The following is a 17,731-nucleotide window of genomic DNA, read 5'->3' as shown; positions in this document are numbered from 1 at the left end:
GATAGGCTACATGCCTTATCTTCGTCAAATTTTAACTTCAAAACCCCAAAAATCATCTCAAAATACTTCGCCTTGACTCTTTAACGTTCAAATTTGAAGTCAAATTTTACCCACCGAGACCCGCACCCTGAAAATATCAACTTTAAACTCAGAACCCCGCGATGCTTTGCGCGAGCAAAGCAGTGTCGCCACATCTCACGTGCAGTGGGGTTGGTGGGGGCTTCTGCGTTGCTTCGCTAGCAGCTGCAAGCAGACGGGGGCGGGTCTGTCTTTGGTAGTTATAAGCGCAAAGTTCGAAGTAAAGCCCCTTCCCCTCCCAAAGAAAAGAAAAAAGGGGAGCTCTTTTGCTTCGGCTTTGCCTCACCTTGTGCTTAGCCGCACTTCGTTTGCTACTGTTAGGACGCACTCTCTTTGAGAGCTGCAAAGCAGAGCGTAATTCAAGCCCCTTTCCCCTTAACAAGAAAGATTAAATTGCGCAAAAACTCTAATTTATAACGCTAAATTTAACCAAGCTAAATTTGGTATCTTAAAGGTGCAGGTCTCGGCGAGTAAATTTAAAATTCACTTGAAAAATTTGCTTAAAACGACACTTTTTCGTCGCCGTAATCGTTGCTAATATGTTATAATTTTGCGAATTTCAAAATCGCTTTGTGTTTAAATTTGGCTGCAAAACAAGACAAATGCCGCAAATTTCAAGAATCAAAAAATAAGCCGCAAAACAAAAAGAGGAAAAAATGGAAAAATACGAAGGCTATAATCTTAGACTAAAAGACGCTCTCGTCGGCGTGCAGTTTTTATTTGTCGCGTTTGGCGCACTCGTGTTGGTGCCGATATTAACGGGGCTCGATACGTCCGTGGCGCTGTTTACGGCGGGTATCGGCACGCTGCTGTTTCAGCTAATCACGCGCAAAAACGTCCCGCCGATCTTTCTCGCGTCTAGCTTTGCGTTCATCGCGCCGCTTAGCTTTGGCGTGAAGGAGTGGGGCATCGCCGCGACTATGGGCGGAGTGATCGCAGCGGGGCTTTTTTACGTGGTTCTGAGCCTGCTTATTAGGCTCAAAGGCGAGGGGTTTTTGCATAAAATTTTACCGCCCGTGGTCGTGGGGCCCGTTATCATGACGATCGGCCTCATCCTCTCGCCAGCAGCTGTAAATATGGTCATGGGCAAGGGCAAAGAGGCGCTTTATACGCAGGGGCAGTCGCTTACTATCGCGCTCATCTCGCTCTCGGCGGTTATCGCCATTATGATGTTTGGCCGCGGCATGCTGCGCCTCGTGCCGATACTTTGCGGTATCGCGGCGGGATATTGCGCGTCGCTGTTTGTGGGCATCGTGGATTTTACGCCGATTTTAAATGCGCCGTGGTTTGCGCTGCCAAATTTTATCGCGCCGGTTTTCAAACTCGAAGCGGTGATCTACATGGTGCCTATCGCCATCGCGCCCGCGATCGAGCACATCGGCGATATGCTTGCGATCAGTAACGTCACGAAGGAAAATTTCTTAAAAAATCCGGGGCTTAAAAGCACGCTACTGGGCGACGGACTCGCGACGTCGCTAGCAGGCTGCTTCGGCGGCCCGCCAAACACCACTTACTCCGAGGTCACGGGTGCGGTTAGCATCACGAAGGCCTATAATCCCGCTATCATGACCTTTGCCGCGCTTACTGCGATACTGCTAGCTTTCGTAGGCAAGCTCGGCGCCGCGCTCTCCACGATCCCCGCTCCCGTCATCGGCGGCATTATGTTGCTGCTTTTCGGTATCATCGCGAGCGTGGGCATGGAGACTCTGATCAAAAACGGCGTGGATCTGGCCGAGCCGCGCAATATGATCATCGTCGCGCTCATCTTCGTCTGCGCGATCGGCGGCATGGTGCTGGACTTTGGCGCGATGAGCTTTAGCGGCGTGGGACTTGGCGCGCTTATCGGTATTACGCTAAATTTGGTGCTACCTAAGACCAAGCATTTTGACGGGTACTAAGTTAAATTTACGCGGAGCGTGAGTCGTTTCGCGCGGTTGAGTGTAAATTTAAGCCGCTGGGATGTTTGCTGTTTGGTAGCCCGGCTTAGATTTACGAGCGCGCCAAATTCGCTCCGCTTGAAGCCTGACGCGAGTTTAAATTTTCACCTCCCTTTCGTTTTTAGGCGAAAAATTTGCTACAATTACCGCAAAAAATTTAAAAGGCTATATTAATGAAAAGCTTAATCATCGTGGAATCTCCCGCCAAAGCCAAAACGATAAAAAACTTTCTTGGGCCAGGCTACGACGTCATAGCATCAAAAGGCCATATCAGAGACCTACCGAAGACGGCGTTCGGTATCAAGATCGAGGGCGAAAAATTTACGCCCGAGTATAGGATCAGCGCCGATCACTCAGCAATCGTAAAAGAGATCAAAGAGCTCGCCAAAAATGCCGACCAAATCTACCTCGCGACCGACGAGGACCGCGAAGGAGAGGCTATCGCCTACCACATCGCCGCAGCCATCGGTAAAAAACCCGAAAGCCTGCCTCGCATCGTGTTTCACGAGATCACCAAAAGCGCCATCGAAGCCGCTTTAAAAAACCCGCGCACGATAAATATGGATAGCGTAAACGCGCAGCAAGCCCGCCGCTTGCTGGACCGAATCGTTGGCTACAAGCTCTCGCCGCTGTTAAATTTAAAAATCCAAAAGGGACTAAGCGCGGGACGCGTACAAAGCGCGGCTCTAAAAATCATCGTAGACCGCGAGCGCGAGATTCGCGACTTTAAACCGATCGAATACCACAGCATCGACGCCGTTTTCAAAAAAGACCTTGACGCCGAGCTAGTTAAATTTGAAGCGCAAAAGATAGAAAAGCTCACGATAACAAACGGCGACCGAGCCAAATTTATCGTGGAAAATCTAAAAAGCGATAAATTTAGCGTCCGCGAGATCGAAGCCAAAGAGCGCAAAACCGAGCCCGCGCCGCCGTTTATGACCTCGACGCTACAACAAAGCGCGAGCAACCGCCTAGGCTTTAGCCCGAAAAAAACGATGATGATCGCGCAAAATTTATACGAGGGCGTGCAGACGCACCAGGGCTTCATGGGCGCGATAACGTATATGAGAACGGACAGCCTAAATCTCGCCAAAGAAGCCGTCGCTGCCGCGCGTGAGACGATCGAGAAAGAGTACGGCGAACGCTACCTGCCGGCGAAAGCTAAAATTTACGCAACCAAGAGCAAAGGCGCGCAAGAAGCCCACGAAGCGATCCGTCCGACGAATCTTAGCTTCACGCCCGCTATCGCCGCGCAATATCTCGAAAAAGACGCATTGCGCCTCTACACGCTCATCTACAACCGCTTTTTAGCCTGCCAGATGAGCGCTAGCATTAGCCAGACGCAAAACGTATTCGTCGCGGGCGCAAAAGGCGAGTTTAAAATAAGCGGCCGCAAGGTGCTGTTTGACGGATTTTACCGCGTTTACGGCGATATGGATAAGGATAAAATTTTACCCGACCTAAAAATCGGCGATCCGATGAGCCTGCAAAGCATCAAAAGTTCGCAGCACTTCACCGAACCGCCGTCTCGCTACTCGGAGGCCGGGCTCGTTAAAAAGCTAGAAAGCCTAGGCATCGGACGTCCTAGCACCTACGCGCCGACTATCTCGCTGCTAACCTCTCGCGACTACGTCAAAGTCGAGAAAAAGCAGCTCGTGCCAAACGAGATCGCCTTTACGATGATGGGCGTTTTGGAGGAGCATTTTAGCGATATCGTAGATAGCGAATTTACCTCAAATATGGAAGAAAAGCTCGACCACGTCGCAGAAGACAAAGCCGACTGGCAAAAGCTTTTGAGCGATTTTTATCATCCGTTTATGGATAAAATTTCGGCTGGCAAAACGGGCATAAAAAGCCAAAAAGTCGCCACTCCGATCGGCGAAAAGTGCCCCGAGTGCGGCGGCGAACTACTGCTGCGAAAGGGACGCTACGGCGAGTTTATCGCGTGCGGAAATTTCCCTAAGTGCAAATACTCGCGCAATATCGCCAAGGCAGAACAAGGCGCGCAGGAAGGCGAAGCTGCGGCAAAACCGAAAAAAGAGCTCAAAAAGATCGACGTACCGTGTCCAAAATGCGGCGGCGACGTCGTGGAGAGATTTAGCCGCAGGGGTAAATTTTACGGCTGTGCAAACTACCCGAAATGCGACTTCGTCTCAAACTACGAGCCGGTCGCCGAAAAGTGCGACGAATGCGGCGGCGATATGATCAAAAAAGAGCTCAAAAAGGGGACGTTTCACGAGTGCGTGAAGTGTAAGAAGAAAGTACAAATCGCGGAGCAATAACGGCGGCTTGTCTTTTTGGTTTATACTTCGTTAGAAATTTCGCCGAAGCTCGGTTACATACTATATGTATGCGCCCTCGCTCGGCTTATTTCTGCCTCGTCTAAACGCAAAAATACGTCGCCTTATAGATTGCAACTCAGAAATTTTAAATTTAAACATAAAAACGATAAGGCAAAGTATCGCGAGATGATTTTTCGAGTTTTGAAGCAAAATTGAGCGTGCGCTAGGCATATAGCCTGCGGAGCGAAAATTTTGCGAAATCTCGGAAAAGCGCTCGCGAGACGAGCCACTAAAAAAGGAATAAATTAATGAAAACTATTATGTTATGCGCCATTTGTTCGGTGAGTTCGGGCAACTGCTCCGAGGACTGCGGCTACTGCACGCAAAGCGCAAGTATAAATGCCGGCATCGAAAAATACAAAATGAAAACCGCCGAGCAGGTAGTCGCCGAAGCTAGGATCGCGGCGGCGAACCACGCGCTGGGCTTTTGCCTAGTCACCAGCGGCGCAAGACTCACGGACAAAAAGACCGAGGAGATCGCCCGCCTCGCGCGCGCCGTAAATAAAGAAGTCCCAAACCTCATGCTAATCGCTTGTAACGGCATGGCGACGCTGCCGCAGCTAAAAGAGCTAAAAAGCGCGGGCGTGTTTAGCTACAACCACAACCTAGAAACCTCGCGCGAGTTTTTCCCGCAAATTTGCTCGACGCACAGCTGGGACGAGCGCTGGCAGACCAACATCGACGCCAAAGAAGCGGGTCTAATGCTCTGTACGGGCGGCATTTACGGCCTTGGCGAGAGCGAGGCCGACCGCGCGAGCCTGCAAGCTAGCCTAAAAGAGCTTGACCCCTTTTCCAGCCCGATAAATTTCTTTATCCCAAACGATGCGCTACGCCTCAAACGGCCGCCTATGGGAGCGGACGAGGCGCTAAAAATCATCGACGATACCGTCCGCGCGCTGCCTAACGCTCGCGTGATGATAGCAGGCGGTAGAGAGAAAATTTTAGGCGAACGCCAATACGAAATCTTTGATCACGGCGTCTCCGCCGTCGTCATCGGCGATTACCTCACGACCAAGGGCGAGGTAGCTAGCCGCGATATAGCCGAGTTTAAGGCGAGAGGATTTAGCTTCGCTACGCTTTGCCACTGATGCAAAATTTACTCTTGTTTAGCTCGGGACAAATTTCGGTAGCATTTTTAAACGCGTTTTTTAGCGTTTTCGTTTGCCTCGGGTTTTGTTATCTAGGCGCCGCTATTCGCTAAAATCTAAATTTTAGGCACCGAGACTCGCGCCTCTAAGGTGCTAAATTTGACGTTGCAATATTATATAGGGCTTGGGATTTAAATCGCGCTGCGCATACGGTTGCGAGCGTTTTGGCTTGTTTAATCTGTGCTGCGCCCGATTTTTCGGGGGTTTTCTCGTCAAATTTAAAATTTTTGCAATTTTTTTTCTTTTTCCCTAAAGTTTTTTTGATTTCGTCCGATATAGTTTTTGAACGACAAGAAGTCGTAATTAAACTTAAAAGGATTTACAATGAGTTTTCGTATTAACACGAATGTAAACGCTCTAAACACACACGCAAACGCAGTCGGTAACAACCGCAACCTTTCTCTTTCTTTGGGTAAACTTAGCTCAGGCCTAAGAATCCAGACTGCAGCAGACGACGCTTCGGGTCTTGCTATCGCTGATAGCCTAAGAAGCCAAGCTAGCGCGCTTGGTCAAGCCATCAACAACGGTAACGACGCTATCGGTATCATCCAAGTAGCCGATAAAGCTATGGACGAGCAGCTAAAAATTCTTGATACTATCAAGGTAAAAGCTACCCAGTCAGCCCAAGACGGTCAAACAAGCGATTCTCGTCAAGCTTTGCAAGCCGATATCGTTCGCCTAATGGAAGAGCTAGACAACATCGGTAATACTACGTCTTTCAACGGTCAGCAGCTACTAAACGGAACATTCTCTAACAAAGAATTCCAAATCGGCGCTTACTCAAACCAAACTGTTAAGGCTTCTATCGGCGCTACTACGTCAGATAAGATCGGTCTAACTAGATTTGAGAGTTCAAAACTATTAACGCTTGCGAATGCTTTTTCTAAAGCTTCTTTAAACGTTGTCGATATGAAATTTTTAAACGTAGACGGCGTAAATGATGTTCGTGTTGCTAAAGCTACTATAGGAACCGGTTTAGGTCAAGGTGTAGGCGCGTTAGCTGAAAATATCAATAAAGTAGCGAATAAAACGGGCGTTAGAGCCACGTTTGACGTAACTTGGAGAGGTACGGCATCAGTAGCGATACCAGGAGGACTTATCAAGAGCCTTTCTATCAACGGCGTAAAAATAGGCGACCTTGACGTAAAAGCAAACGACAGCAACGGCGCTTTAGTAAATGCTATCAATAAAGTAAAAGACCAAACCGGCGTAGAGGCTTCGGTAGACGCAGAAACTGGAACTATGGTCTTAACTAGCCGAGACGGTCGAGGCATACAAGTAAAAGGCGGCGACCTTTCAAAAGGTCTAGGTAAGGGAACGGCTGCGTTAACCAAAGGTTTCGTAGGTCGTTTGAATCTAGTTCGCTTGGACGGACGCGATATAAAAATCGGCGGAACTACTAAACTTAATCTAAGTAAGGATGCATTTTCTGCAGACGGCGGTCAGCAACAGTCTGTTTCTCTAAGAGACGTTCGCGGCCAAATAGATAAAAAAGTAGCTACTGCTATGGGCTTTTCAAGAATGAGTAAAGAGCTAAGCGTAAATCAATCAGCGGGCGTTATGACCTTGCGCGGCGCTATGGCTGTTATGGATATCGCAGAGTCAGCTCAAAAAACTCTTGATCAGATCCGCTCTGACCTAGGTTCTGTTCAAAATCAGCTTGTCGCAACCGTAAACAACATCACGGTCACTCAAGTAAACGTAAAATCAGCCGAATCTCAAATCAGAGACGTTGATTTTGCTAGCGAGAGCGCAAACTTCTCTAAGTTTAATATCCTTGCTCAATCAGGAAGTTACGCTATGAGCCAAGCTAACTCCGTTCAGCAAAACGTTTTAAGACTACTTCAGTAGTATTAAAACGTTTCTAGGTGAAGTAAAGCCGTTTAGGCTTTACGAAACCGGAAAAACGTAAAATTTCTACGCGAAGCGGGGGCAACCCCGCATAGCGTAAATTTATACGAGTTCCTAGCCTGACAAATTTGCTTACGGCTAGGGACTTTGCTTGCGATTTTGGGTTAAGATAGCCTTAATCAAATCTCTTCAAATAAGTTTGTCTAAAGGCGAGAGCCTTTTTTTAAAAGTGAATTTTAGCCGAGTGTGCGCTCGGCTATTTTACTCTTAGTATTTGCCGTAAATTTCAAAGCCCAAATCCTAAAATTTAATCCAAAGCAGTCTTCTTAATTAGCGCAAATTTATCAAACCGTAACGAAGCTTAAGCTATAATCGCGCATTTTTAGAAAGGATAAATTTGCAAACCGACGGACTAAGTATTCTTATCGTTCTAGCTCTTATCGTTTTTTCATCGCCGTATTTTTCTAAAATTTTACGCATCCCTATCGCGCCCGTGGAGATTATTTTAGGCGCGCTCGCAGGATACCTAGGGCTCATAGGTCATAATGAAATGTTTAAAATCGTGAGCGAGGTCGGATTTTTTTATCTGATGTTTTTGGCGGGTACAGAGGTTGATTTAAAGATATTTTTTACCACCGATAAGAAAATTTTAAAGCTCGGACTCTTATATATCGCTATTCTTTATGCGCTTTCGGCATTTACTACCTTCGCGTTTAATATCGACAAGCTATTTATCTTGATAATTCCTTTGATGAGCGTGGGGATGATTTTTACGCTTTTTAAAGAGTACGGCAAGGATAAAGATTGGCTAAATTTAGGCATGCTCGTAGGCTCCATCGGAGAGGTCGTTAGCATTGCCGCGCTTACTTTCGTCGGAGCGTATATGAAATTTGGCGCCGGTAGCGAGCTTGCGCTTACAACGCTATATCTGGGCGGCTTTTTGGCGCTTAGCGCTGGCGCGTTTAAGGCGCTAAACGTACTATTTTGGTGGTATCCGCAGCTGCGCGTCATATTGATGCCTCACTACGATAATGCCGAAAAAGACATCCGTTTGTGCATGGCGCTGTTTTTTAGCATCATAGCGCTTATGCTTTACCTAAATTTAGAGATTGCATTCGGCGCGTTTGTAGCAGGAACCTTTATAGCGACCTTTTTTGATCATAAAAAAGACCTGCCGCATAAGCTTGCGAGTTTCGGCTTTGGATTTTTGGTGCCGACTTTTTTCGTTCATATCGGTTCGACGTTTAAGTTAAATGCTATTTTTATAGACGGAGTGGTTAGGGATGCGCTACTAATCGTAACAGTTATGACTTTGTTTAGAGCCGTGAGCGCGAGCGTATTTTTAAATTTGCTAGGTTTTCGCAAGACCCTTCTTTACGCGCTTTCGCACTCGATGCCCCTAACGCTTCTTATCGCGGTTGCTACCATAGCCTACAAATCAGGCGGTATAAATGAAAATTTTTACTTCTCTTTCATACTAGCGAGCCTAACTCAGGCTATAATAGTAACGATTTGTATCAAAATCCTAATGAGCTACGAAAATAAAAATTTGCAAAAGGAGCCAAAATGAGCGATACGGTTACGCTAACAGACAACAGAAACGGCAAAAGCTACGACTTTCCGATACTGCACGGTACGATGGGGCCCGACGTCATCGACATCTCGACCTTTTTTAGCGATACGGGGATGTTTACGTTTGACCGCGGATATACCTCGACGGCGATGTGCCGCTCTAGCATCACTTATATCGACGGGCTAAAAGGCGAGCTGATGTACCGCGGCTACGACATCGCGTATCTAGCGGAAAACAAAACCTTCATCGACGTGGCGTATCTGCTGCTAAATAAAGAGCTGCCGAACAAAAAGCAGTACGACGAATTTAAACTCGAGCTTAAAAAACGTAGCTTCATCCACGAGGGCATGATGAAAATTTTCGACGCTTTCCCGGATAAGGCGCATCCGATGGCGATCTTGCAGGCGGCGGTCTCGGCGCTTTCTGCGTTTTACTTTGACCACCTAAACATGGACAAGCCCGAGGAGTACCACGAGATGGCGATGCGAATAATCGCAAAGATCCCTACTATCGCGGCGTTTTCTTATAGATTTTCGCGCGGGTTGCCGATTATTTATCCGAATTTAGACCGCGGCTTTACCGAAAATTTCCTCTACATGATGAGAGCCTATCCGTACGAGCACGTGGATCTAAAACCTATCGAAGTTAAGGCGCTAGATACGGTCTTTATGCTACACGCCGACCACGAGCAAAACGCCTCCACGACGACCGTTCGCACCGTAGGCTCGACGCACGCGCACCCCTATGCGTGTATCGCCGCTGGTATCGGAGCGCTGTGGGGCTGGGCTCACGGGGGCGCAAATGAGGGCGTCATCCGCCAGTTAGAGCAGATCGGCTCGGTAGAAAACGTAGATAAATACATCGCCCGCGCCAAAGACAAAAACGATCCGTTTAGGCTGATGGGCTTTGGTCACCGCGTGTATAAAAACTTCGATCCGCGCGCCAAGGTGCTAAAATCTATGTGCGATAAGCTGTTTGACGAGATCGGCATAAACACCGAGCTTCTAAAAATCGCCAAAAAGATCGAGGATATCGCGCTAAACGACGAGTACTTCATCTCGCGCAACCTCTACCCGAACGTCGATTTTTACTCGGGACTGATTTTAAAGGCGCTTAGCATACCAAACGATATGTTTGCGGTTATTTTCGTCATCGGCAGGATCCCGGGCTGGATCAGTCAGTGGATAGAGCTAAAAGAGCAGGACAGCATCAAGATCGTGAGGCCGAGACAGCTATACGTGGGCGAGACGAACAGAACGCCGAAGTGACGCGTCGTCTTTTGCGCGCCTTTAAATGAGCTAGAAAATTTTGAGCTGCGACAGACTATTTGTCTAGTCTTGCTCAAAATTTCCGTCGCAACATTTAAATTCATCGCAAAATACAGCCGCTTATCGATTTGCGTTCAAATTTGAGCTCAAATTTATAAATTTAACTCCATCAAAATTTACTAAGCCCGCGACGCCTTGCGTAAGCAAAGCTATGTCGCCACTTCTCACGTCGTAGGGGTTGGGGGATTGTTAAGGGGGAAGGGAGCGACTTCGTAATTCAAGCCCCTTCCCCCTTAACAAGAAAATCAAAATATTAAAAATGCAGCAAAAAGAAACAAAAATGCAAAATTTAAATGAATTATTGTGTCTAGCCAAGCTTGCGGCTCTAAAAGCAGGCGACGAGATAATGAAATTTTACACCCACAAGGGCTTTGACGACGAGATTTTAGCGACCCGTTCGACTTTACCTGAAAGTGCGCGCAGCCAAAACCGCCGAGATTTCGAGGTAAATTTAAAAACCGATCATTCGCCCGTGACCTCGGCCGATCTCGCGGCAAACGCTGTGATATTTGAAACGCTAAAAAGCTCGCAGATCCAAATTTGCTCGGAGGAAAAAATTTTAGGCGAGTCCGCGCGGACGTTTTGGCTTATCGATCCGCTAGACGGCACGAAGGATTTTATCGAGGGTAGCGGCGAGTTTTGCGTCTGCATCGCGCTCATAGAGGACGGTCGCCCAGTTCTTGGCGTCATCTACGTGCCCGTTACCGGCGAAATTTATAGCGCGGTAAAAGGCGAACGAACGCAAAAAGAGCTTTATAAAAGCGGCGCGTTTATCCCGCAAATTTTAGCCGCAAAAGAACATGCGCCGCAAACGATAATCAGCGGCAAACGCGGCAAAAACGTAACGGCCGGCAAGCTCGCAAGCGCCCTAAATTTGGACATCGCGCGACTAAGCTCGGCAATCAAATACTGCCGCATCGCAGAAAATCTCGCGGGCGCTTACATGCGCTACTCGCCAAGCTCCATCTGGGATAACGCCGCTGGCGAGATGATCGCTGCGGGCGCGGGCGCAAAGATGATCGATCTAGCGACGCTCAAAGCCCCGATCTACGACGCAGCCTCGCTAAAAAATAACGAATTTATAGTTATCGCAAAGGATTTTCTAGCCCGCAAGGATGAAATTTTACGAGCGATAAAAGAGCTAAATTTATAAACGGTGCGCTTTGCTGGAACTGCGTCGCTCGTAGCAAGCTTTTGGGTCAGCGCACGCATACTCTGCCGCATAACGTAAATTTTACGCGAGGGCCGCTCGTTTAAAAATAACCCAAGTGCGGCAAAATAACTCGCAAAAAAGGAAATAAAATGAAAAAAGCTTTGATTCTAGGTGCCACCGGCGTAGTCGGCGGCTAACTCGTCCGCTTGCTCTGCCAAAACGAAAATTACGAAAAAATCGTAGTTTGGACATGACGAAAGTTAAATTTTAGCCACGAAAAGCTAGAAACGAAAATCGTGAAATTCGATGAGATCGCGAATCTGCCTAGCGAAAATTTCGACGAAATTTTCTGCGCGCTGGGAACTACGATAAAGCAAGCCGGAAGTCGCAAAAATTTCGAAAAAGTCGATTTGACCTACTCGCTCGAAGCCGCGAAATGGGGCAAAAATAGCGGCGTAAAAAGATTTATTTTAATCTCCGCTTCCGGCACGGACGCGAATTCGCGTAATTTTTTACCTGCAAACCAAAGGGCGCGCGCAGGAGCAGATCGAAAAACTAGGCTTTGAAAGCTTGCAAATCGTCCATCCGCCGCTAATTCGCGGTGAGCGCGAGCATTTTAGACTAGGCGAGAGCCTAGCGATCTTACTTTTTAGGCTCATTTCTAAATCTTTGTTTAAAACCTACCGACCCATGAGCGGCGCGCAGATCGCCGAAGCGATGACTTCAAGGGCTCAAAGCCCGAATTTAGGCGTAGAAATTTACGAGCCGCGGGAGATTTTAGAAAAATGCGGAAACTAAACGAACTCTTATCGCTCGCAAAGCGCGCCTAGTTTAATGCGATTTGTTTTTGCCGCCGTTTGAGCCAAGGCACGCAAATTTGCGTTTGGGCGCTGCCAGACGGTTGCAGTCTGTTTTTGGATGTGGATAAATTTAGTTTTTGGCGTCGCGACAAATCAGGCTTTAACCGGTTTGCTCCCGGGCGTGCAAAGTCTGGTTTTAAATTTACGGAGATTTCGTAGGCGCGCTTTTTCCGCAACCGACCGTCCGCTCAAAACCCGCGTCTTTACACTGCACAGAGGCTAAATTTACGCAAATTTGACGACAATGGCAGCCGAATTTACGACCGAAACTCAAATTTTGCCGCACCGCTTTAAAACTAAATCTAAATCCTCGTTAGCTCGCTTCTAGGACTAGCCTGCAGATCAAGCCCCGCAAACTCGCCGCGCAGGTATTTTTCGCGTCCGGCGCGCGCGATCATCGCGGCGTTATCGGAGCAAAACTCCAGCGGCGCGCAGATGAGCTCACAGCCGTATTTATCACACAGAGCTTGCAAACGGGAGCGCAGATTTAGGTTCGCGCTCGCTCCGCCCACGACGCCAAAACGCTCAAATTTACGCTCGGCAAAGATCTTTTCCAGCTTGTTTAAAATATGCTTGCAAGCCGTATTTTCAAAGGCAAAACAGATGTCGGCGATATCCTGCGCGCCCAGATTCCCGCTTGCGGCAAGTTTTTCGGTTTCGACGCGAACTTGATTTTTGAGCCCCGAGAAGCTATACGCCGTGCGCGCATCGCCGAGCAGCGGCACGGTAAATTTAAACCTCTCGCACCCGCTTTTTGCCGCCTTTTCGACCGCTACGCCGCCAGGATACCCAAGCCCCAGCATCTTTGCGACCTTGTCAAAGCTCTCGCCGAAGCTATCGTCCATCGTGGCAGCCAGCACGCCGACAGCCCCGTCCGCGCCGATATCTAGCACCATCGTGTGCCCGCCGCTAACTAGCAGCACGCCCGCAGGCAGCCGCGCCTCCTGCGACAAAAATAGCGAATACACGTGCCCGGCGAGGTGATTTACGGCGATTAGCGGCACGCGCAGTGATGAGGCGAGCGCCTTTGCCATCGCGACGCCGCCAACTAGGCTCACGGATAGCCCCGGCTCGTTCGTGACGGCGACGGCTTTGACGTACGCTAGCTCGGGCTTGATCTGCTCTAAAATTTTAGGTAGCGCGGCCGTATGCAGCCTGGCGGCTAGCTCCGGCACCACTCCGCCAAATGCGCAATGCTCGGCATCTTGCGAGATTTTTTTGTGAAATTTTAGCTCCAGCGTCTCGATGTCCAGTAGCGCCACCGAGCTGTCGTCGCAGCTGCTTTCTATACCCAAAATCAGCCCGCCCGAGCCGCTATGTTGTAAATTTCCGCTCATTTTGTAAATTTTCCTTTTTTAGCGCATTTTACCGCTTTTTGCTTTCGCGGTTATAAATTCGGCCTGCTTCTTCGCAAAGGCGGCAAAATACGCACGCAAATCGCTTGACGTAAATTTGCGACGGACCCGATTTTGAATAAATTTGAATCCAAATTTACGCATCGAGGCCCGCACCTTTAAAATGCCAAATTTGGTATTGCGAGTTAGATTTCTTTGCGTAAAAAAAAGGGGGGGGCGGGGCTTGAATTGCGCTCTGCTAGCAGTTGCGAGGCAAAGCCGAAGCAAAAGAGTCTCTTTTTTTCTTTTCTTTGGGAGAGGAAGGGGTTTCTACTTACGGTCTGCTTGCAGCTGCTAGCGCAGCGACGCAGAAGCCCTCTCTAATCCCACTGCACGTGAGATGTTACTGCGCTATGCGTAGGTTTATCTGGCACTGTCGCGCCGCAAATTTAAATTTGACATTTTCAGGGTGCGGGTCTCAGCGGCTCAAATTTGCAAATTTGAGCGAGGGAAGTCGGGGTGAAGTATTTTTGCGTTTAGACGCGGCGGATTTGAAATTTTGCGACGGGAGCTACCTCGTCGGTAGTGACCGAGCGTAATTTCAAATCCAACAAAGTATAAACCAAAAAGACAAGCCGAAAAGCTAAATTTTCAGCCCGTTTTCGTACCAATCTATCTTCCTGGTCAAATACATCACCAGCGCTATCACCGCAAATATCATCACGCTGCCCATCAAAAGCGCGTAGTCCTCAGACTGCAAGATGCCGTAGAGCAAGCAGTAGCTAACCGCATGCACGAGCGCGATAAATACGCCCCATTTGCGCGCCCGAAAGATCGCCGAGCCGTAGAAAAGTATCGTCGCGCACACGGCTGCGGCCGCGATGAGGTAGCTGGCTAGGAAGCTGATATGCTCGGAAAACGAGAGCACGAGCAGGTAAAACAGCACGTCGGCGACTCCGATGAGCAGGTACTGGATCGGGTGGATACGGACGCGGCTGTAAATTTCGCACAAAAATATCGCCAAAAACGGCACCGCCAGAAACAAGATCGCGTAGGTCACGCAGCGCGCGATGAGCGAGTAGTTGTTTACGGGGCTGATGAAGCTAGCCTCGACGCCCTCAAACCGTATATCGCGTCCGCCGTTCATGATCCACGCCTGCGGGACGCTAGTACTAAGACCCGAGATCTCCCACTGCGCGTTAAAGCCGCTGCTTGTAACTTCGCGCGATTTAGGTAGCCAGCCGCCGCTAAAAGACGGCGAGCTCCACGATGATTTTACGTCAAATTTATTATCCTGCCCGACGGGAACGAAGCTCGCGCTCTGCCCGCCTTGCATAGATAGCGTACCCGCTAGCTCAAAGCCGCCGTTTGCTAAATTTGCGGGTAGCTTGTAGTGGACGCTTTGGGCAAAGGGCGAGTATTTAGGCGGCGCAAAAGACTGCGCGAGATCCTGCCCGTTTGCTTTTAGCGCGGGAAACGCGGTAAAGGTCTTTTTGTTACCCACGCCTAAAATCAGTGTCGCCTCGCTTAGTAAAACATCGCTTTCCGCGATATTTAGCTGCTCGAAATTTAGCGGGGCAAATTTGGCTTTTAGCGCGACTTCGCCGTTAAAAACGGGCACGCTAAAGATACCGCGCTTTAGATACTGAGGATTTAGCTGGGTCGATAGCTCGTAAGACTGCGGCGCTATCATGATCTGCTCGGTGGTCTGCGATACCGTGGGTACGCCGTTTTCGTTATAGACGGCCGCTTGCTTTTTATACGGCACCGAGATCAAAACCCCCTCGATCCTAAGCTCGCCGCCGACTGGCTGCATGATGGACTCCTCGGCGGTGCGTTTGACGTAGGCGCGGTCAGAAATCATCGAACTGATGAAACCTAGCGGGATAAGCAGCAGCAAAAGCAGGACGAAAATAATGACTGGCTTCGTCCAAAAGCCGCCTCTGACGCTATCCATGATTTTGTTTTCCATTGGATTTCCTTTTGATTTTTTTCACTGCGATTTTAACTAGAAATCGTAATAAATCGGTAAAGGAGTCGGAAATTTCGGCTAAATTTCGGATTAAATTTAATGCCTAAAATCTGCGGCTAAATTTACGCGAATAAAATTAGCCGCTAAATTTAGCCTAGCTTATCGGTAATAGCGCCTATCGCAAAACAAATAAGGCAGGCCGTAGCCCGCCTCGTAAGCTCGCCTAGTCTTTTTTGCCTTTGTTTAGCGATTTTAGCTTGGCGTCGGTGTCATCAGTTAGCATCGTAAAGATTTCATTAGTCAAATTTTGCGTTAGAGCCTTGGCTTCTTTCATCATATTTACCGAAAATTCGTTTAGCAGCTTGTTTGCTTTGGCTTTGTCTTTTTTGTAGAGTTTGACGTATTCGTCTTCAAATTTAGCCTGTTTGACCGCGAGCGCGTCCTCAAACTCCTTGTAGGCCTTTTTCACGACCTGCGAATACTTATCGTAATCCATCATCACGAGAGTTTGCAGCTTTCTATACGTCCAATAAATCGACTCGTCGTCGGCCTTATACGAGCCTTTGTCGTAGCCGCCTATGAATTTATCCAGCCCGTAGTAATACGGCAAATAAACGCCAAGATCGGACATCCCAAGCGCCACGTAGGTCACTCTGCCGATCTCTTGCGGTAGCCACGGGCGTACCTGCATCACGTGCGACTCGTAGGTTCTAAAGACGCTCACGGCGCGGTAGATATTTTTTTGATTTTCGTCTTTGCTCGCGTAGTTATCGTACGGCGTGCCGTCATAGTGGGATCTGAGCGCTGTTTTTAGATCCTGCACGCTTAGCTTTTTAGCCGGTTTTAAAAATACCGGATAGCTGCCGCCGTCAAGGGTATGCTTGTCTTTTAGCTCGGGGTTAAACATCTGCTGCACCCAGCAAACGCGCGGATAGTTGTAGGTCATATCCCTCTCGTCGTCTCTGGTGTAGGCTTTGGTAAACTGAAATTCGCCGTCTTTTGCCGGATCGTAGGCGCCGTTATCCTCGGCAAATTTGATCAAATTTTTTGATCCCATGAAATTTGGATCGTTTTCTTTATAGTTTTGTAGTCTGCCTTGGTTTGCGGAGACGAAGTATTCGTCTTTTGGTAGCTTCACCGCCATCCAGTGATGACCCGTGCCCGTTTCAAAGTACCAAAGCTCGTTTTTATCCACGAACACTACGCCAAAACCCTCTCCCGCACCCGTAGTTTCTACGATCTCGCCGAGCAGCTTCACGCCCTGCGCCGCGCTTTTCATACGAGGCAGCAAGACATCCGGGATATCGTCTTCCGTGATGCCGGTAGCTTCGTTATACGGATCGATTTTTAGCAGTTCGTCTTTGGCGTATATGGTCTCGGTGCCGCTGATGCCGACGCCCGCGTCATTGTAGCCCACCGCGCCGTGAAGCTTAGTGTGGGAGTTTGCTATCGTCGTGTATCTCATACTCTCTTTTGGCAGTGGATAGGTAAAATCATTTGCTCCGTCGTGCGCTTTTGAGCTATGGACGCCTTTTTGATTGGTTTTTTTCGGATGTATCAAAAATACCTGCGCCTTTACCGCCTTGCTATCGGCACTCCTAGCTATCAACATCGAGCCGTCGTCTGAGGCTCCCTCTCCAACCAAAATAGTCGTGCAAGCTAGCGCGTTTGCGCAAAACATCGCGCTTATTACCGCCGCAGAGGCGAGAAACTTCATCTTCATCGTTACTCCTTGATTTGAGATAATAAATCTAAGTAAAATTATAGAACTAAAAATATTAATTAAATCTAAAATTTAAGCTACTTTCAAGATTGTATTGTAAATTTGTTTTGTATTTTGACGCGCGCGCCTTCAAATTTAAATTTATTAAAGGAATTTTGGGTATAATCCCACTCTTACGCGTAAGGCGTAAAAGAAATTTTAAAAGGATTAGTATGCCTAAGATGAAGACAGTTCGCGGCGCTGCTAAACGTTTTAAAGTGGGCAAAAACAAGATCAAAAGAGGCTCAGCTTTTAGAAGCCACATTTTGACTAAAAAATCTCGCAACCGCAAGAGAGATTTACGCTCGCCTCAATACGTAGACGGCACAAACGTCGCAAGCGTCAAAGCGATGCTCGGAATTTAAGTTTTTGACGAAAAGTCATTCCAAACTC

13 protein-coding genes are annotated in these 17,731 nt (G+C 48.3%); 10 read left to right on the top strand and 3 right to left on the bottom strand.

The annotated features are described in order from the left end of the window. Positions 1-734: 734 nt before the first annotated feature. The 9 genes from Q0218_RS02665 to Q0218_RS02625 all read left to right on the top strand — a co-directional run bounded on the left by Q0218_RS02665 (position 735) and on the right by Q0218_RS02625 (position 12,208). The gene (locus Q0218_RS02665) at positions 735-1,976 is read left to right on the top strand and encodes a uracil-xanthine permease family protein (protein WP_297965982.1); all 1,242 of its coding nucleotides are present in this window, start codon (positions 735-737) and stop codon (positions 1,974-1,976) included. A gap of 212 nt (positions 1,977-2,188) precedes the next feature. Continuing rightward, the gene (topA, locus tag Q0218_RS02660; RefSeq protein WP_297965980.1) at positions 2,189-4,297 is read left to right on the top strand and encodes a type I DNA topoisomerase; all 2,109 of its coding nucleotides are present in this window, start codon (positions 2,189-2,191) and stop codon (positions 4,295-4,297) included. A 308-nt stretch (positions 4,298-4,605) separates the two neighbouring features. Further along, a complete protein-coding gene (locus Q0218_RS02655; protein ID WP_297965978.1) occupies positions 4,606-5,445 on the top strand; it encodes a biotin synthase in 840 nt (279 codons plus the stop codon). Between the two features lie 384 nt (positions 5,446-5,829). After that, positions 5,830-7,356 carry a flagellin B gene (locus tag Q0218_RS02650; protein WP_297965977.1) on the top strand — a complete coding sequence of 509 codons (1,527 nt, stop codon included), beginning with the start codon at positions 5,830-5,832 and terminating at the stop codon, positions 7,354-7,356. A gap of 397 nt (positions 7,357-7,753) precedes the next feature. Continuing rightward, positions 7,754-8,926 carry a cation:proton antiporter gene (locus tag Q0218_RS02645; RefSeq protein ID WP_297965975.1) on the top strand — a complete coding sequence of 391 codons (1,173 nt, stop codon included), beginning with the start codon at positions 7,754-7,756 and terminating at the stop codon, positions 8,924-8,926. Continuing rightward, positions 8,923-10,197, top strand: a complete 1,275-nt coding sequence (locus Q0218_RS02640; protein WP_297965973.1) for a citrate synthase — start codon at positions 8,923-8,925, stop codon at positions 10,195-10,197. The genes Q0218_RS02645 and Q0218_RS02640 overlap by 4 nt, the downstream gene beginning before the upstream one ends. Before the next feature lie 340 nt (positions 10,198-10,537). After that, positions 10,538-11,410: a 3'(2'),5'-bisphosphate nucleotidase CysQ gene (locus Q0218_RS02635; protein WP_297965972.1), complete on the top strand. Its 873-nt coding sequence runs from the start codon at positions 10,538-10,540 to the stop codon at positions 11,408-11,410. Positions 11,411-11,706: 296 nt separating this feature from the next. Further along, the gene (locus Q0218_RS02630) at positions 11,707-11,976 is read left to right on the top strand and encodes a hypothetical protein (RefSeq protein WP_297965970.1); all 270 of its coding nucleotides are present in this window, start codon (positions 11,707-11,709) and stop codon (positions 11,974-11,976) included. A gap of 4 nt (positions 11,977-11,980) precedes the next feature. Next, the gene (locus tag Q0218_RS02625) at positions 11,981-12,208 is read left to right on the top strand and encodes a hypothetical protein (protein ID WP_297965969.1); all 228 of its coding nucleotides are present in this window, start codon (positions 11,981-11,983) and stop codon (positions 12,206-12,208) included. Between the two features lie 364 nt (positions 12,209-12,572). On the opposite strand, the gene tsaD is transcribed toward Q0218_RS02625, so the two are convergent. From tsaD to Q0218_RS02610, 3 genes are all read right to left on the bottom strand, one after another. Then, a complete protein-coding gene (gene tsaD, locus Q0218_RS02620; RefSeq protein WP_297965988.1) occupies positions 12,573-13,571 on the bottom strand; it encodes a tRNA (adenosine(37)-N6)-threonylcarbamoyltransferase complex transferase subunit TsaD in 999 nt (332 codons plus the stop codon). 676 nt (positions 13,572-14,247) lie between these two features. Further along, a complete protein-coding gene (gene creD, locus Q0218_RS02615; protein WP_297965967.1) occupies positions 14,248-15,576 on the bottom strand; it encodes a cell envelope integrity protein CreD in 1,329 nt (442 codons plus the stop codon). Between the two features lie 223 nt (positions 15,577-15,799). Beyond that, positions 15,800-17,299, bottom strand: a complete 1,500-nt coding sequence (locus Q0218_RS02610) for a C69 family dipeptidase (protein ID WP_297965966.1) — start codon at positions 17,297-17,299, stop codon at positions 15,800-15,802. Between the two features lie 212 nt (positions 17,300-17,511). On the opposite strand from Q0218_RS02610, the gene rpmI reads away from it, so the two are divergent. Beyond that, positions 17,512-17,703 (top strand): 50S ribosomal protein L35, encoded by a 192-nt coding sequence (gene rpmI / locus Q0218_RS02605; RefSeq protein WP_297965965.1) that lies wholly within the window; start codon positions 17,512-17,514, stop codon positions 17,701-17,703. Positions 17,704-17,731 lie beyond the last annotated feature (28 nt).

Origin of the sequence: uncultured Campylobacter sp., from assembly GCF_938039245.1 — a bacterium.
Lineage (GTDB): Bacteria > Campylobacterota > Campylobacteria > Campylobacterales > Campylobacteraceae > Campylobacter_A.
Note: the sequence above shows the minus strand (reverse complement) of the source record. Positions and strands in the feature narration are given on the sequence as shown.

Excerpts from the sequence above, each read along its gene's own strand:
- Q0218_RS02665 (WP_297965982.1), top strand. The coding sequence starts at position 735 with ATGGAAAAATACGAAGGCTATAATCTTAGACTAAAAGACGCTCTCGTC.
- topA (WP_297965980.1), top strand. The coding sequence starts at position 2,189 with ATGAAAAGCTTAATCATCGTGGAATCTCCCGCCAAAGCCAAAACGATA.
- Q0218_RS02655 (WP_297965978.1), top strand. The coding sequence starts at position 4,606 with ATGAAAACTATTATGTTATGCGCCATTTGTTCGGTGAGTTCGGGCAAC.
- Q0218_RS02650 (WP_297965977.1), top strand. The coding sequence starts at position 5,830 with ATGAGTTTTCGTATTAACACGAATGTAAACGCTCTAAACACACACGCA.
- Q0218_RS02640 (WP_297965973.1), top strand. The coding sequence starts at position 8,923 with ATGAGCGATACGGTTACGCTAACAGACAACAGAAACGGCAAAAGCTAC.
- Q0218_RS02635 (WP_297965972.1), top strand. The coding sequence starts at position 10,538 with ATGCAAAATTTAAATGAATTATTGTGTCTAGCCAAGCTTGCGGCTCTA.
- creD (WP_297965967.1), bottom strand. The coding sequence starts at position 15,576 with ATGGAAAACAAAATCATGGATAGCGTCAGAGGCGGCTTTTGGACGAAG.
- Q0218_RS02610 (WP_297965966.1), bottom strand. The coding sequence starts at position 17,299 with ATGAAGATGAAGTTTCTCGCCTCTGCGGCGGTAATAAGCGCGATGTTT.
- rpmI (WP_297965965.1), top strand. The coding sequence starts at position 17,512 with ATGCCTAAGATGAAGACAGTTCGCGGCGCTGCTAAACGTTTTAAAGTG.